The following is a 15,393-nucleotide window of genomic DNA, read 5'->3' as shown; positions in this document are numbered from 1 at the left end:
CCTGCCCGCATAGTCACTGTACGGGCAGGTCTTGAGATGCCCTTATAGTTGATACAGCATCATCAGTGATGCATATGCACATGGCCTGCTGACTCAGCGGTTTCAGGCACAGCGGCAACCACCTTGATGGTAATGGTGGTTTTTTTGCCATGCGCATCCCGGGTCACCAGACTGAGGGGCACCACTTCCCCCTGTTTGATTTGGTGATTTAAACCTGTCAGCATGATATGAAAGCCGCCCGGTTTCAGCGCGACCACTTGACCCGCTTTCAGCGGCAAACGGTCCAGCCTTTTCATACGCATGATATTGCCATCCATGGACATGGAATGGATCTCGGCTTTTTCAGCCACCGGCGTGAGCACTTCTATAAGTTCACTGTCTTTATCTGCAGTGAGTGTCATGTAGGCACCTGCCACCGGTTGCCCTGCTACAGTGGGCTTCACCCAGGCGTTGGACACTTTTAACTCTGCATGCGCGAGCACGGCAAAACCTGCCATGCAGATTATGACTAATGCATGTGCCAGGTAAGACTTCTTTGATAAGTAAGACTTCATGTTTCAACCTTTCTAATTCACGAATTGAGATAGTGGGTGATGCGCTATGGCGCAGTTGTGTGCAAACCAAGATAGCTGGCCAACACGGGGAAATAAGGCATAAGGCAGCGCTCAATGACTAAAACCAGCAATAAGGACAAGCCAAAAAATGGCAATAAAACGCCTAACACCAACACCATGGCTATCATGGCCCAGGCGTAAGGTAGGCGTTGCCGGCTGCCGGGAGGCGCACCCAATGTGTGTAATAGGGAAGTCTTGGTGAGCCGTTTCCACCACAGCACGACGCCACTCACACACAGCAGTATCAGACCCAAGGCGGTCAGCGCGCCTAATGCCTGGTTAAGCCATCCGAACAACTGGCCTTCATGGATGGCCACGCCTAAGCCGATCACACGGTCCAGCCAGGGCCGGTCGGCAAAGTTCTTCCTACTGCTTATATTGCCATCCGCATCAAAACTGATATTCACGCGCAAAGGCCGGTTCTGCGCGTCGGAGCGTGCCGTCCAGTTTGCCGCTTTTTCAGAGGGCGGCGCGATAAGCACTGGTGCTGCCAATTGCAAGGGCGTTACTGTCGCGACCAGATGGTCCAGCAAGCGGTAGTCCGCTGTCTGATGCTGCGTATGCTCTGCCATAGTGTGGTCTGCATGGCCGGCATGATCACCAGCGCTCACGCCACCCACGGCAACACTACCCGGGGCCACGCCACCTGTGGTCCAGTCTTGCGACTGGGCTTGCGCGTTAGCATGGGTGCTGACTGTTTGCACCTGCCTAATCTCTTTTAACATGCCACCCCATGATTTGGTCCAGGGCAGCCCGGAGATCAACAGGAATAATGTAAAAAATGATATCCAGAACCCGCTGACCGCATGCAGGTCGCGCCAAAACACCCGGCTGCTTTTGTGCAGGCGTGGATAAACCACGCCAGCCAGGCCCTGCCCGGCTTTGGGCCACCACAAGTACAGGCCGGTCATCACCATGACGATAGACCAGGAAGCAGCGAGTTCTACCAGATACGACCCGCGCGCACCCAGCAATAAGTTTCCATGCAACTCATGCATCACGCGCATAAACCTGGCATCCTCGCGGGAAATGTGAAGGATCTCCAATGTCTGCGGATGCACGTAGACACGTGAGATCACCTGTTGCTGCCTGACCAATATGCGCACTGCCGATTGCGGGGCTAGCGGTAGCTCATAAGCGTGCAGTACTGCGCCCGGCACCGCCTTGAGTGCCGCCGCTACCTGTTGCTGCGCAGACACGGCGGGGCCTGTCAGTTGCAGATGTTCATAGCGGCTATCCAGTGCCGCCTCTAGCTGCGGTTTAAACAGATACAGGCCACCGGTCACCGACAGCAATAAAATAAAAGGGATACAGAACAGCGCTGCATAAAAATGCCAGCGCCAGACGATCTGATGGGCAGGCCAGCGGCGTAATTTCATGATGTCATCCTCTCTGCGCGACTGGCATCAATAATTGAACCTGATCTGCACATAAGCAGTACGTTGCGGATAAGGGTGGAAAATATAGGCTTTATAATTATTAAGATTGTCCACGCCTACCGAGGCTGTCCAGCGGTCAGCAAACTTGTAGTTGGCTTTCACATCCATGATAAAAAATTTGCTGGCACCACCATACACATCCGGGTTGCTGTCACTGTTATCCAGGTAAAAATACTGCCTGCCACTGTAACGCGCCGCCAGACTGTAAGTGATATTGCTGCCCTGATGGTAAGTAGCCACGCCTTTGATCATTGCTCTTGGGATGCGTAAAGGGTGATTACCTTCAAACTCCGGGTTAGCATCATTCTTCACGATCTCGGCATGGGTGAACGTCGCGCTACCCATCAGATCCAGGCCATGCACCAGCACATCCTGCCACTCGCTGGCCAGTTCCAGGCCATAGGTGCGGACATGATCGATGTTCTGGATAAAGGTACAGCCAGCTGCGCCTGCGGTACAGGTGCCGGACCCGAATGGCACCGCATTACCATTGGTGGTGGTTTGCGACACCAAGGCATCGTATTTATTTTCATGAAACAAACTCGCGCGCAGCAAGCCGCTAGTAAACCGGCGTTCAGCTGTCAGCTCACTTGATATCACTTCCTCGGGCTTCAGGTCCGGGTTATTCTGCACCAGGGCGGTGCCGGTGGTGATCTGCTGATATAACTCACTCACTGTCGGGAAGCGGAATGCCTGGCCGAACGCCGCCCGGAAACCCCACTCAGGCACTGGTTCAAAGCTGATGGAAAGTTTGGGCGAGAATTTATTATCTGTTTTATCCGCATAGTAGCTGGCCTGCAGACCCGCACCCGTGGTTGTCTGATTCAAGCCGTCGCTGGCCTGCCAATGCTCAAAGCGTCCGCCAAATGTAACCGCCCAGGCCGGGTTTAACTGCCACTTATCCTGTGCATACAAAGCTTGCGTCTGCGTTTGGCCGCGCGAGCTGGCAAACAATGACCCTTTATTGCTGCCGGACCAGTCAGGCGTGTTATTGGTATCACTTTTCAAGGTGTATTGGTCTATATGGTAACCAAAATCGATCTCGTGCCTGTCACCATTGCCATCAGTCGGCCGCAAGGTACCGCGCGCATCAAACACAGTCCACCCAGTGCCGCCCATATCCACGATCCGTCCGCTACGGTTCAGATAAGGGTTGCCAGCGGCTATGCTTCCGTTGGCAGGTGTATTCGCACTACTATTTTTATCCTTTTGATAATCATAGTCAGACAGCGTCAGGTTCCAGTCAAAAAAACCTTTGCTGTTGCTTTTCAGGTCTATCGCCTGCATCACATGAAAAGATGCTACTTCTGCCGGGCTGAAACCCGAGATATCGTAACGTTGCCCGTTAAAGTTTACGCGGCCGTTATACACCGGGTTGCCTGCAGCATCTTTGATATAGCTATCCACATCGGTCCGGCTGTCCAGATCCCACAAGCCTAAAGTATAGGTGGCGCGCACCGTAGGGCTGATATCGTAAGCAGCTTTCAGTTTTACATTCAGTTGCTCGGTACGGTCTTTACCGGTCGCGCCAAATGTCACCCTGTTCTGGTTCTTTTCATTCCTGTCCAGATAGGCGCCGGTCACCAGCGGCGCGCCAGCTGGCGCTATGGTAGACAGTAAGGCGTTGGCGAACTGCATGGGCTGGCTTTCGTTTTGCAAGCGATCCACGCCCAGCCAAAAGCTGAAATCATTGACTTTGTCACCAACAGAAGCGGTTTCGTGATTGCCCTGAAACGTTTTATTGGTGCCGTACAACTTAAAGTCTTGTGCAAACACCTGGGCGGTCGCATGCGCTTCAAATTTGCTGGGCATGCGGGTGTTCATACTCACTACCCCACCAAACGAGTTTCCCGCATACAGTGCTGAAAACGGGCCGTATAAAATACTTACGCTCTCAATCTCTTCCGGGCTGACCATGCCCCAGCGCGGCGGGAAACTGAAAGAATTACCGAGTAAATTGGATAGCAGAATACCATCGGCATAGACCATGGTCTGGGCGCTTGATAAGGTGCCTGTGGTACGGGTGGCTAATGGACCGTTACGGTCACCAATATAGCGCTCACGCACCTGAAAGCTGGGTAAGTATTTAAGGGTCTGTTGTGAAGTGGTCGCGTTCACCGATTCCTGGATCTGTTTGCGCGAGTAAGTTTCTACCGTGGCAGGATGTTTAGTGATCCTGCTATCGACGGTGCCGGTGACATGAATATCATCCAGTTCAACGTCTTCATTGTGGTCGGCATAGGCTGACGCTGGCAACACTAACAATGCGGTGGTGAATATTTGGGCAAAACAGCTCAGGACGGGCAACAGCGCCAGTCTGATTTTAATGTCATTCATCGCGAATTTATCCTTATTTTCTTATAGATATGCACTCACGCTGCGGCCAGAGTGTGACCGGCAAAGTGAGTGATGCTGTATCAGGCGGCAAACACCTGCTGCGCCGGCTCGTCCGGCTGCCAGCGTATCAGCGATCCGATATCGCATTGGAAATAGGCACACAGCTTGTCCAGGTGCTCGGTGCAGGCGTTGTAGGCAGGGTTTTTAACGATGCGGTGCAAGGTCATGCGGCTGATGCCGGTCGCTTCAGCGATTTCTTTAAGGGTGATGTGGCGTTTCCACTCCACCTGTTTGGCAAATATCATTGCCTGTAGGTTGATAACGATCATAGATGACTCCTCTATGCCTGCGGGGCAGGCATGACTCAGAATCCGGCCGCGATATGGACGGTACTAGATTGAGAGTGGAGTCGCAGGGGGTGCGCGTGTGGGATGCGCAGTGGGGTAAAAACTGGAAACAACGGGTGGCTGGTATTCGCTGAGTGCGATCACCGCCTGTGCTTGCTGAAACAGGATATAAGCCGGACTGTACGCAGGCAAGGCCACCTGATCGATAGTCATATGGCAGAACGGGCAATGATCAAGGTGGTGGCTGATGGAAACCGGTTTTTGTGAAGGCTTGTAGTCTATCAGCGTGGATAACTGTTTGCCCTGGGTGGTCATCACCTGCACCAGCAATTTGCTGCCCTGGGTAGAACAGATCTGCCCGATGAAACTGTTGCCCTGCTGCATGGGAAAAGCCAGGCTCAGGCTAGGCACCAGGCTGGCCAGCAGCATGGCCATAATGGCCAGCCGTGCTATCCAACGCTGAGTGACTGAGTTCTGCATCCGGCCATTCTAGCGGGATTCACGTAGAATAAGCAATCTTTGTCATTGTTGCGGAATATTTTCATGGCCACTCCCAGCCTGCTTGCCCTGTTAGACGATATCACCACCATGCTGGATGACGTTTCTGTCATGAGCCAGGTGGCGGCGAAAAAAACCGCCGGCGTTTTGGGCGACGACCTGGCACTCAACGCGCAACAAGTCACAGGCATCGCGGCAAAACGCGAGCTGCCGGTGGTGTGGGCGGTCGCGCGTGGCTCTTTCCTCAACAAACTGATACTGGTGCCCGCCGCCTTGCTGATCAGCGCCTTTATCCCCTGGCTGATCGTGCCCTTGCTGATGCTGGGCGGCGCTTTCTTATGCTATGAAGGCTTTGAGAAAGTCTGGCACTCACTGCATGCCCAGCCTGATGCGGGCGACAAAAAAGTCGAACATGTTGCCATTCAAGCGCCGCAGGCTGACCTGGTCGCGCTGGAGAAAGAAAAAGTCAAAGGCGCGGTGCGCACCGACTTTATCCTGTCGGCTGAGATCATCGTCATCTCGCTGGGTGTGGTGGCTGAAGCGGCCTTGACCCAACGCATACTGGTGCTGTCTGTGATCGCCGTGCTGATGACTATAGGCGTGTATGGCCTGGTGGCATTCATAGTAAAAATGGATGATATAGGCCTGTGGCTGATGCAGCGCCAGGGCCAGGGCCTGCTGCCACAACTCAACCGCAAACTCGGCTGGAGCATGGTATCGGTCGTGCCTTACCTGATGCGCCTGCTCAGCGTACTTGGCACTGCTGCCATGTTCCTGGTCGGTGGCGGCATCATTGCGCATGGCATCCCGGCTTTGCACGCGCTGGCTGAACTGGCACTACCATGGTCGTTGCTGGTCAATGCCGCTGTTGGCATAGTCACCGGCGCCCTGTGTGTCATTCTGGTAAACAGTGTTAAATTTTTTATCAGCAAAGGGTAGTTTTTTTCTAACCCCTTGTTAGAATCAATAAAAAACAGGGGGCTTTATGACACTTTCAAATAGAGTCATAGTTGTTGCACTATCGGTTTTAGTCATTTGCACTGCCGCCAGCTTACAGGCGGCACCGTTAACGACCCTCTGGCTGCACAATATTCACTGGCTCACCACCAATACCGCTTGCCTGGTGCTGGCGGTGCTGGGTTATCTGCACGCCAGCCCTGAGCATAGACCTTTCAAAGGCTGGTTTGTGATAGGCACACTGGCCTATTTCAACGGTGGCCTGCTATGGGTGTTCGAGGTATTTACCCGCCACGCTGATTTTCCGCAACAGTCTGACATCTTTTATCCACTGATGGGGCCATGCCTGGTCATTGGTTTTATTATCGCCCTGCGCAGCCAGCTGTCACTTGCCAAAAGCTGGGCGTTCATCATAGATGCACTTTCATTCAGCATGGCCATTCTTGGCTATATCCTGATTGCTTACTTACCAAAGTCAGGCGATGTCACTTTTCTGCAACTGGCAGTGCTCACCGCTTACCCGGTCAGCATGCTCAGTGCCGCCCTGCTCTCTTTGCTGCTGATCCCCTATTTAAGACCTGTGTGGACACTGCCCTGGTTACTGCTGAGTGCCGGCCTGATGCTGGAAGGCCTATGCTGGATGCAATGGAACCTGAATGCCCTCAACCACCTGCCGCAAACCAACCTGTGGACCAACACCGGTTTTTCTGTGGCCGACCTGTTGATAGGCGCGGGCCTGTATGGCTGGCAGATTCAAACCTCGACCCAGGCTGCTTATCTCGCGCAGTGCCGCAGATTACGCAACTGGATACCCATGCTTGCCTTCGTATTTGGCCTCTGTTCGCTGTTACTGGTCTGGTGGCAAAGTGGTCCGCACCCTCACGCTTACCAGGTGGTCATGGCCTCAGTGGCGTCTATCCTGTGTTTTTCGGCCATCAGGCAAAGCATACTGCTCAGAGAAAGCGAGAAGCTGTTGAGCGCAGAGAAACTGCTGGCAGAAAAAGAGAAGGAATACCTGCAGCTATCGCGTACTGACCCGCTGACTGGCCTGCACAATCGCATTGCCATGTTCAACCTGCTTGAGCATGCCGTGATCAATGCCGCCAGTGACAGTGGCAAGGTGAGCTTGCTCATCCTCGATCTTAGGCAGTTTCAAACCATCAACGACAGTTTTGGCCACAAGACCGGCGATGCCTTTTTGCGCGAGATCGCCCAGCGTCTGCAATATATCAGCAACGAGCACGGCGAACTGGGGCGGGTGCATGGCGATAAATTCGCCCTCATCATCAGCCAGCACAAAACCGATAGCCAGTTAACGCAACTGGCTGATGATCTCTGCAGGATCGTGCATAAACCGGTATTGATCAATGATCACGAGCTGATCCTGGATAGCTGCATAGGCATCAGCATTTACCCGCGTGATGCCGGCAATGCCGAGCAACTGACACGCCATGCCAATACGGCACTGACCCAGGCCAAACGCGCTGGCCAGCAGCCGTTCCTGTTCTATAGCAGGGAGCAGACGCGGCTGGAGCAAAACCGCTACGCACTGGATATCCAGTTGCGCAAAGCGATCAAGAAACAAGAGTTCTTTTTGCTGTTTCAGCCTATATTCAGCCTGACCCAGCATCAGCCGCCACGTATCACTTCAATCGAGGCCTTGATCCGCTGGAAAAATCCCAGGGGCGAAACCATATGCCCGGCAGATTTCATCCCTTATGCAGAACAGTCCGGGCTGATCGTGCCTATAGGCGAGTGGGTGATCGCCGAAGCTCTCCGCCATCTATCTATACTGGGGCAGTCGTATGGACAACGCATAGGCTTATCTATCAATATTTCTCCGCGCCAGTTCCGTAATCATCATCTGTCAATGCAAGTCGCCGAACATCTGCAAAAAAACGCCCTGTCTCCGGCATCGGTGACGCTGGAGATCACCGAAAGTGCCGTGTTTGAACATGAAGCGCAAGCGCTGGAGATCATCAACCAGTTAAAAGCCACTGGCGTGCGTATCTCGCTGGACGATTTTGGCGTCGGTAATTCTTCGCTATTCAAGCTGAAACATCTACCGCTGGATGAGCTGAAGATAGACCGCGCCTTTATGCTGGATGTGCCGGAGAGCAGCGCCGATAGCGAGATCCTCAGCACCATCGTAAAAACAGCCAGGATACTGGGAATCTCGGTGGTGGTGGAAGGCATAGAAACGCAAGCACAGCTGGACTTTATACGCAGCACCGAATGTGATTGTATTCAGGGCTTCTTGCTGGGCCGACCTATGGCTATAGAGGATATCCAGGCGCTGCTGCTGCAGCTAGCAGCCCCATCGCCGGCTTAAAAGCGCACTTTGACCAGCACGCTGACCTGGTCGCCGACCATGATCGCGGCTTTTTTACGCACTTCCGCTTTCAGGAACAAGGCATAACGCCCATCACCAAACGCCGGAAAAATCGAAGTCTGCCAATGCTGGTCATTTAAAACGGCATCCACTTTCACCGCGCCCCAGCCGCGTCGTTTGCTTTGATGGTACTGGTTCAGCGTGTGTATCTCTTCACAGATGGCAGCGGGCAGACTCACGTAATGCCAGGTGCTTTTGCTGCCCTGCCAGATCTTGATGGTATCGGTAAACCTGTATTCCAGCCCGTCCATAGACCCCTAGCTCTCACTCGCTGCTGACTCAGGCTGGATTCTTGAAGCTGTCCACGACCAGCAGAGCCACGCCTACACAGATCGCACTATCGGCTACGTTAAACGCCGGCCATGCCCATTGCTCATAGTAAAACAGCAAAAAGTCCACCACATAACCCAGGGTCAGGCGATCATATAAATTACCCAGCGCGCCGCCCAGCACCAGGGCGATACCCAGACAGAACAGGGTCTTCTGTGCATGTTTGACCAGCAGATACACCATCACCACCGATGCCAGGGTAGACACTGCAGTGAAAAAACCGTGCTGCCAGCCGCCGGCATCGGCCAGAAAGCTGAAGGCTGCGCCGGTGTTGTGGTAGCGCACCAGATCAAAAAAACCGGTCACCGGCAGATGTTCGCCATAGACGAACGCCTGCTGGACCAGGTGTTTGCTGTACAGGTCGAGCACGATCACGATTGCGCTCAACACAAGCCAGGGCAGCGCCGAGCGCGCACTACGCGTATTGAATTCAGGCATATTTACGCACTTCACCACGACCAAACAGGTTGCTGACACAACGGCCACAAATGCCAGGGTGTGCGGCATCACTGCCTACATCGGCACGGTAGTGCCAGCAGCGGTCACATTTCTGATAAGCACTGGCTTTCACCAGTATCTTCTGCGCCGCCGCGTCAGCCACCTGATAAGTGGTCGCCGCCGAGGTGATGGTGACAAAGCGCAAGTCATCCTGCAGGCTGCTCAGTGCTGCAAATGCCTCATCCGCGACATGGAACTCCAGCTCAGCTTGCAGCGATGAGCCGACCTTGCCTTCAGCACGCAACAGCTCTATCTGCTTGGCCGCCTGGCTACGCAGATCTCTCAGGGTCTGCCAGTGTTGCAACTGGGTATCGCTCAAGCCATGTGCAGGTAAACCATACCAGTCCTCTTCAAATACTGTGGCTTGGTCATCCAGACCCAGTGTCTGCCAGATCTCGTCGGCAGTGAAACTCAGGATAGGGGCCATCAAGCGCATCAAGGCGTGGGTGATGTGATACAGCGCACTTTGCGCGGCACGCCGCGCATGCGAGGTCTCACCGCTGGTGTACAGGCGGTCCTTGAGGATATCCAGGTAGAAACCGCCCAGGTCTTCTGAACAGAAGCCAACGAATTTCTGCACCGCCAGGTGGAATTCGTAGTGATCGTAATCGGCCAGGATGCCAGCCTGCAGTTCATGCGTCAGGTGCAAGGCATAACGGTCTATCTCCAGCCATTGCTCCACCGGCAACAAGTCTTTGCCGGCATCAAAGTCAGCCAGGTTAGAAAGCAGGAAGCGCAAGGTATTACGGATACGGCGGTAGCCATCGGCCACCCGTTTCAGGATCTCGTCACTAATGGTCAGCTCACCCGAATAATCGGTAGAAGCCACCCATAAGCGCAGGATATCGGCGCCATAAGTGTCCATCACTTTTTGCGGTGCCACCACGTTGCCTTTGGATTTGCTCATTTTGTGGCCGGCGCCATCCACCACAAAACCATGGGTCAGCAAAGCGTTGTAAGGCGCATGGCCGTCTATCGCGCAGCCGGTCAGTAAACTGGACTGGAACCAGCCGCGGTGCTGGTCAGACCCTTCCAGGTAAAGATCAGCCACCGGCTTGCCGGCAGCAGCGCGCAGCTTGGCTTCAGCCGCCAGCGTTGGATGCTGTGCGGAACGGATCACCGCGTAATGGGTAGCGCCGGAATCGAACCAGACATCCAGCGTATCAGTCACTTTTTTATACTGTGCGGCATCTACAGGCGCATGCTGGCTCAGGAAAGCGTCGCCATCCAGGCTGAACCAGGCTTCTACCCCCTGCTGCTCTACCTGCTTGCAGACGATCTCCAGCAGGTTCAGGGTATCAGGATGCGGCACGCCGGTCTCTTTATGCACAAAGAAAGGCATAGGCACGCCCCAGTTACGCTGGCGTGAGACACACCAGTCCGGGCGATTTTTGATCATCGCTTCGAGACGCGCACGGCCCCAGGCCGGGAAGAACGCAGTCGCACCCACCGCTGTATTGGCTTGCTCACGCAAGGCTTTGCCATCCGTGCCGACCGCATTCATACCAATAAACCATTGGTGGGTCGCCAGTTGCATAAGTGGCGTTTTATGGCGCCAGCAATGCGGGAAGCTGTGATTGAGGCGGGCCGAACCGAACAGCACTGCGTTTTCCTGCAGCTTGGCCAGGATGATCTTGTTGGCTTCCTGGCGGCTCAGGCCACGGATCTCGGCCAGTTCTACCAGCTCGCTGCTAAAGAACTTGCCATCACCACCGATCAGCACACGCGGCTTCTCGTTGGGGAAGTTGGCGCGCATCACCAGCCAGTCATCATTACCGTGGGCGGCAGCAGTATGCACCAGGCCGGTACCGGCTTCGGTAGTGACGTGGTCGCCCGTGATCACCGGCACCTGGCGCTCATCAAAAGGATGTTGCAGCAGCAGCCCGCGCAAGGCGTCGCCTTTGCAACTGCCAATGACAGAAGTATTTTCTTCGGCATAACGCGCCAGCGTTTTTTCGGCCAGTTCGCGCGCCAGGATCAGCAAGCCCTTGCTGGTCTGTATCAGGTCATAATCCAGCTCGGCATTCACGCTCACCGCCTGGTTGGCAGGCAAGGTCCATGGCGTAGTGGTCCAGATCACCGCGTAGGCGTCACCGCTCACCGTAGTGGCAAAGGCCTGGCTCAGGGCGGCATTATCCACCACCCTGAAACCGACATCTATGGCCGGTGAGTTCACATCTTCGTATTCCACTTCGGCTTCTGCCAGCGCTGAACCGCAGTCCACACACCAGTGCACCGGCTTGCTACCCTGGTACAGATAACCGTTGTTGTAGATCTCGCCCAGCGCACGCATGATGTCGGCCTCGGTATCGAAGGCCATGGTCAGGTAGGGGTGATCCCAGTCGCCAAACACACCCAGACGGATAAAGTCTTTTTTCTGCTTTTCCACCTGCTCGGCTGCATAGGCACGGCACAGCTCGCGGAACCTGGCCGGATCTATATTCTTGCCGTGTGCTTTTTCCACCACCAGTTCGATAGGCAGGCCGTGACAATCCCAGCCCGGCACATAAGGCGCGTCAAAACCACTCATGGTCTTGGCTTTGATGATGATGTCCTTGAGTATCTTGTTAACGGCGTGACCAATATGTATATCGCCGTTGGCATACGGCGGGCCGTCATGCAGTATGAATTTTTTGGCGCCCTGGCGCTTGTTGCGGATACGCTCGTACACCTTGCGTTGCTGCCAGCTGTTGAGCCAGGCCGGTTCACGTTTGGCCAGATCACCGCGCATGGGGAAGCTGGTCTCAGGTAAATTCAACGGGTATTTAGAATCTTTGTTTTGCTCAGTCATTTAAAAATCTCATTTGTATGTGCTGCACTTTGGCTTTGCAGTACTTTGGCTTTGCAGCACATCTGTTCTCTGCTACTTCAGTCAGCGCTGCCAGGCTGGAAATATTGCCTGGCCTGAACCACATCTGCCGCAATTTGCGCCTTGAGTGCATCCAGCCCGGAAAACTTCATTTCATCACGCAATTTGTGCAGAAACTGCACATGCACATGCTGGTCATATAAATCACCAGAAAAATCAAATACATGCACTTCGAGCTTGAGTTTTGGAATGCCTTCCAGGGTGGGCCGTACGCCCAAATTGGCAACTGCCGGTAAATCGTTCAATTTTACCGCATAAACACCAGTCAGTGCAGGCCGCTCGTGGCGCATGTGCACATTGGCGGTGGGGAAACCCAATTGCCGCCCCAGCTTGGCACCATGCACCACTTTGCCGCTGATGCTGTAAGAGCGTCCCAGCAAAGTATGCGCCTTGGCGAACTCACCCGCTGCCAGCGCATCACGCACCAGCGTGCTGGAAACGCGCTCACCGTTAAGCTGAACTTCCGGCAATGGGATCACGTTAAAACCATGTTCGACCAGGGTCTGCACCGTGCCTGCGCGTTTGGCACCAAAACAGAAATCTTCACCGACCATGACCACATTGGCGTTCAGCTGCTGACGCAGCACCTGCATAAAAGTGGCCGGGCTTTGCGCGGCAAAAGCATGGCTGAAGCGTTGTACATACACGCGCTTCACGCCAAACTCGGCAAAATACTCCAGCTTTTCGCGCATGGATGCCAGGCGCGCAGGCGCATTCTGCGGGACAAAGAACTCGCGCGGGTGCGGCTCAAATGTCATCACCGCCGGCACGATGCGATAGGTTTGCGCATAAGCGATCAACTGGCGCAGCAAGGCCTGATGGCCCAGGTGCATGCCATCAAAGTTACCGATCGCGATCGCTGCAGGCGCAGAAGACAGCGGAATATGGCGGAAGATCTGCATTATTTAGCCACTCGTTTCATAAAGTCGCCGGGGCGGAAACCCAGTAATCCCAGCATGGAAAAATAGATCAGCATGCCCATGACCACGACACCCGCCAGGTGCAACAAGCGCTGTAAAGCGGGCATAGCCAGCCAGTCGCCAGCCCAGTCTGCCACCAGATGCAGCGCCACGGCCATGACAGTGACAGCCAGCAACAACCTGACCAGAAACAGGAACCAGCCTTTGTTCGGCACGAATGCGCCGCTGCGCTGCAAGGTCAGCCACAGCAAAGTGGCATTCAAACAGGCGCCCAGCCCCACGGCCAAGGCCAGCCCGGCATGGCGCAATGGCGTGAAATACAGGAATAACACATTCAGAATTTGGGTCACCACCAGGGTGAAGATGGCGATCTTGACCGGCGTTTTCACATTCTGCCGCGCGTAAAAACCTGGCGCCAATACTTTGACCATGATCAGGCCCAGCAAGCTCAGACTATAGGCGATCAGGGCACGCTCGGTTTGCGCCACGTCAATCGCCGAGAATTTACCGTAGTAGAACAGGCTGGCGACCAGCGGCTTGGACAGCACGGCCATGGCCACTGCCGCCGGGATAGCCAGCATAAAGGTCAGGCGCAAGCCCCAATCCAGCAATTGCGAAAACTCCGCCGCTGATTTATCGACATGTGCCTTGGATAAACTGGGCAACAGTATGGTGCCCAGGGCAACACCCAGCACGCCGGTCGGAAACTCCATCAGGCGATCGGCATAATATAGCCACGACACGCTGCCGGTAGGCATGAACGAGGCGAATATATTATTCAGCACGATAGAGATCTGCGCCACCGAAACGCCGAAAATGGCCGGCCCCATCAATCTGAGGATACGCCGCACGCCCTCGTCCTGCGTATTCAGCGCGTAACGCGGCAACATGCCTATCTTTTGCAGATAGGGCAACTGGTACAGCAGCTGTATGATACCGCCGACAAACACTGCCCACGCCAGCACATAGACCGAATTGTTAAAGTATGGCGCGACAAACAAAGCCGCCGTAATAAAGCTCAGATTCAGCCACACCGGGGTAAAGGCCGGCACCTGGAATTTGCTGTGTGCGTTGAGCACACCACCGGCCATAGATACCAGTGAGATAAACAGGATATAGGGAAAGGTGATACGCAGCAGATCGGTAGTCAGCGCGAACTTGGCCGGGTCACCGACAAAGCCTGGCGAAGTCAGCCGCACTATCAGTGGCGCCGCCAGCATGCCGACAATAGTGATAGCCACCAGGAACAAGCCCAGCAAACTGAAGACATGGTTGATCAGCGCCTTGGTGGCTTCAGGTGTGCGCTGCTTGCGGTACTCGGAAAGGATGGGCACGAATGCCTGGCTGAACGCGCCCTCACCCGAGATGCGGCGTAACAGATTGGGGATCTTGAAGGCGACAAAAAAGGCATCGGTAGCCATGCCGGCGCCAAAAATACGGGCGATCAGCGTATCCCGGACAAACCCCAGCAGGCGCGAGATAAACGTCATGCCACCCACGGTGGCCAAAGCTTTGAGCAAGTTCATATGGGGTGTTCAGGCTTCCGGCAGTCTAGTAAAAAACCATACGGCCGCATGACGATTGCTTTATCATGTCTGCCGCAAGTTTTGAAACGATCTAAACAATTGTTTTTAGAGTCGGGCGATTTTACCACGCGACTATTTATAAACCGCATCAGAATCCGCAGAAATATGATTTTCGCCTTGCAAAAACCAAGCAAAAACAGTATTATGCACGGTTTCGTATTACACCCCTTTTGAAAAGTTACAGGATAAACAGATATGGCAAATACCGCACAAGCACGCAAACGCGCGCGCCAATCCGTAAAAGTGAACGCGCACAACGCTGCGTTACGTTCAACTTTGCGTACTGCGATTAAAAAAGTAATCAAGGCAATTCAAACTGGTGACAAGGCTGCTGCAGTTGCGTCCTACCAGGAAAATGTTAGCGTGATCGACCGTATCGCTGACAAAAAGATCATTCACAAAAACAAAGCTGCCCGTCACAAGAGCCGTTTGACAGCTGCGATCAAAGCATTGTCAGGCGACGTACCTGCAACTTTGACTTCTGTGAAAAAAGCAGTTGCTCCTAAAGCAGCTCCGAAAAAAGCTGCTGCTAAAGCCGAAGCCGCTCCAGCCAAAAAAGCTGCTGCCAAGCCTCGCGCGAAAAAAGCTGCTGAATAATTTCAGTAG

General features: G+C 54.2%; 13 protein-coding genes. 3 read left to right on the top strand and 10 right to left on the bottom strand.

Annotation, left to right across the window (positions count from 1 at the left end):
• Nucleotides 1–62: 62 nt before the first annotated feature.
• The 5 genes from ACT6RZ_RS07655 to ACT6RZ_RS07635 all read right to left on the bottom strand — a co-directional run bounded on the left by ACT6RZ_RS07655 (nucleotide 63) and on the right by ACT6RZ_RS07635 (nucleotide 5,217).
• Nucleotides 63–554, bottom strand: a complete 492-nt coding sequence (locus ACT6RZ_RS07655) for a copper chaperone PCu(A)C (protein ID WP_444701533.1) — start codon at nucleotides 552–554, stop codon at nucleotides 63–65.
• A 44-nt stretch (nucleotides 555–598) separates the two neighbouring features.
• Nucleotides 599–1,993, bottom strand: a complete 1,395-nt coding sequence (locus ACT6RZ_RS07650) for a PepSY-associated TM helix domain-containing protein (protein ID WP_444701532.1) — start codon at nucleotides 1,991–1,993, stop codon at nucleotides 599–601.
• A gap of 27 nt (nucleotides 1,994–2,020) precedes the next feature.
• Nucleotides 2,021–4,390, bottom strand: coding sequence for a TonB-dependent receptor (locus ACT6RZ_RS07645; RefSeq protein ID WP_444701531.1), 2,370 nt, complete (start codon nucleotides 4,388–4,390; stop codon nucleotides 2,021–2,023).
• A gap of 80 nt (nucleotides 4,391–4,470) precedes the next feature.
• Complete coding sequence (locus ACT6RZ_RS07640) at nucleotides 4,471–4,719, bottom strand: helix-turn-helix domain-containing protein (protein WP_444701530.1); 249 nt, start codon at nucleotides 4,717–4,719, stop codon at nucleotides 4,471–4,473.
• Between the two features lie 63 nt (nucleotides 4,720–4,782).
• Nucleotides 4,783–5,217: a DUF2946 domain-containing protein gene (locus ACT6RZ_RS07635; RefSeq protein WP_444701529.1), complete on the bottom strand. Its 435-nt coding sequence runs from the start codon at nucleotides 5,215–5,217 to the stop codon at nucleotides 4,783–4,785.
• Between the two features lie 63 nt (nucleotides 5,218–5,280).
• On the opposite strand from ACT6RZ_RS07635, the gene ACT6RZ_RS07630 reads away from it, so the two are divergent.
• Both ACT6RZ_RS07630 and ACT6RZ_RS07625 read left to right on the top strand, forming a co-directional pair.
• Complete coding sequence (locus tag ACT6RZ_RS07630) at nucleotides 5,281–6,174, top strand: DUF808 domain-containing protein (protein ID WP_444701528.1); 894 nt, start codon at nucleotides 5,281–5,283, stop codon at nucleotides 6,172–6,174.
• Between the two features lie 46 nt (nucleotides 6,175–6,220).
• A complete protein-coding gene (locus ACT6RZ_RS07625; protein ID WP_444701527.1) occupies nucleotides 6,221–8,524 on the top strand; it encodes a putative bifunctional diguanylate cyclase/phosphodiesterase in 2,304 nt (767 codons plus the stop codon).
• Here the strand turns inward: ACT6RZ_RS07625 and ACT6RZ_RS07620 are convergent.
• The 5 genes from ACT6RZ_RS07620 to murJ all read right to left on the bottom strand — a co-directional run bounded on the left by ACT6RZ_RS07620 (nucleotide 8,521) and on the right by murJ (nucleotide 14,727).
• The gene (locus ACT6RZ_RS07620; RefSeq protein ID WP_444701526.1) at nucleotides 8,521–8,835 is read right to left on the bottom strand and encodes a DUF1905 domain-containing protein; all 315 of its coding nucleotides are present in this window, start codon (nucleotides 8,833–8,835) and stop codon (nucleotides 8,521–8,523) included. The genes ACT6RZ_RS07625 and ACT6RZ_RS07620 overlap by 4 nt on opposite strands.
• A gap of 28 nt (nucleotides 8,836–8,863) precedes the next feature.
• Entirely contained in the window at nucleotides 8,864–9,352 is a 489-nt protein-coding gene (lspA, locus tag ACT6RZ_RS07615) for a signal peptidase II (RefSeq protein WP_444701525.1), read from the bottom strand.
• A complete protein-coding gene (ileS, locus tag ACT6RZ_RS07610) occupies nucleotides 9,345–12,203 on the bottom strand; it encodes an isoleucine--tRNA ligase (protein WP_444701524.1) in 2,859 nt (952 codons plus the stop codon). Before ileS ends, lspA begins: the two co-directional genes overlap by 8 nt.
• A gap of 77 nt (nucleotides 12,204–12,280) precedes the next feature.
• The gene (locus ACT6RZ_RS07605; protein ID WP_444701523.1) at nucleotides 12,281–13,183 is read right to left on the bottom strand and encodes a bifunctional riboflavin kinase/FAD synthetase; all 903 of its coding nucleotides are present in this window, start codon (nucleotides 13,181–13,183) and stop codon (nucleotides 12,281–12,283) included.
• Complete coding sequence (murJ, locus tag ACT6RZ_RS07600; RefSeq protein WP_444701522.1) at nucleotides 13,183–14,727, bottom strand: murein biosynthesis integral membrane protein MurJ; 1,545 nt, start codon at nucleotides 14,725–14,727, stop codon at nucleotides 13,183–13,185. The genes ACT6RZ_RS07605 and murJ overlap by 1 nt, the downstream gene beginning before the upstream one ends.
• Before the next feature lie 255 nt (nucleotides 14,728–14,982).
• Here murJ and rpsT point away from each other — a divergent pair, with 255 nt between their 5' ends.
• Nucleotides 14,983–15,384 (top strand): 30S ribosomal protein S20, encoded by a 402-nt coding sequence (gene rpsT, locus ACT6RZ_RS07595; protein ID WP_379031983.1) that lies wholly within the window; start codon nucleotides 14,983–14,985, stop codon nucleotides 15,382–15,384.
• The last annotated feature ends 9 nt before the right edge of the window (nucleotides 15,385–15,393 follow it).

The sequence above is a fragment of the Methylophilus sp. genome, assembly GCF_052437885.1.
In the GTDB taxonomy this organism is placed as follows: Bacteria; Pseudomonadota; Gammaproteobacteria; order Burkholderiales; family Methylophilaceae; genus Methylophilus.
This window is presented reverse-complemented; position numbering and strand designations above follow the sequence as displayed.

Coding starts and splice junctions, on each gene's coding strand:
- ACT6RZ_RS07655 (WP_444701533.1), bottom strand. CDS start 554: ATGAAGTCTTACTTATCAAAGAAGTCTTACCTGGCACATGCATTAGTC.
- ACT6RZ_RS07650 (WP_444701532.1), bottom strand. CDS start 1,993: ATGAAATTACGCCGCTGGCCTGCCCATCAGATCGTCTGGCGCTGGCAT.
- ACT6RZ_RS07645 (WP_444701531.1), bottom strand. CDS start 4,390: ATGAATGACATTAAAATCAGACTGGCGCTGTTGCCCGTCCTGAGCTGT.
- ACT6RZ_RS07640 (WP_444701530.1), bottom strand. CDS start 4,719: ATGATCGTTATCAACCTACAGGCAATGATATTTGCCAAACAGGTGGAG.
- ACT6RZ_RS07635 (WP_444701529.1), bottom strand. CDS start 5,217: ATGCAGAACTCAGTCACTCAGCGTTGGATAGCACGGCTGGCCATTATG.
- ACT6RZ_RS07630 (WP_444701528.1), top strand. CDS start 5,281: ATGGCCACTCCCAGCCTGCTTGCCCTGTTAGACGATATCACCACCATG.
- ACT6RZ_RS07625 (WP_444701527.1), top strand. CDS start 6,221: ATGACACTTTCAAATAGAGTCATAGTTGTTGCACTATCGGTTTTAGTC.
- ACT6RZ_RS07620 (WP_444701526.1), bottom strand. CDS start 8,835: ATGGACGGGCTGGAATACAGGTTTACCGATACCATCAAGATCTGGCAG.
- lspA (WP_444701525.1), bottom strand. CDS start 9,352: ATGCCTGAATTCAATACGCGTAGTGCGCGCTCGGCGCTGCCCTGGCTT.
- ileS (WP_444701524.1), bottom strand. CDS start 12,203: ATGACTGAGCAAAACAAAGATTCTAAATACCCGTTGAATTTACCTGAG.
- ACT6RZ_RS07605 (WP_444701523.1), bottom strand. CDS start 13,183: ATGCAGATCTTCCGCCATATTCCGCTGTCTTCTGCGCCTGCAGCGATC.
- murJ (WP_444701522.1), bottom strand. CDS start 14,727: ATGAACTTGCTCAAAGCTTTGGCCACCGTGGGTGGCATGACGTTTATC.
- rpsT (WP_379031983.1), top strand. CDS start 14,983: ATGGCAAATACCGCACAAGCACGCAAACGCGCGCGCCAATCCGTAAAA.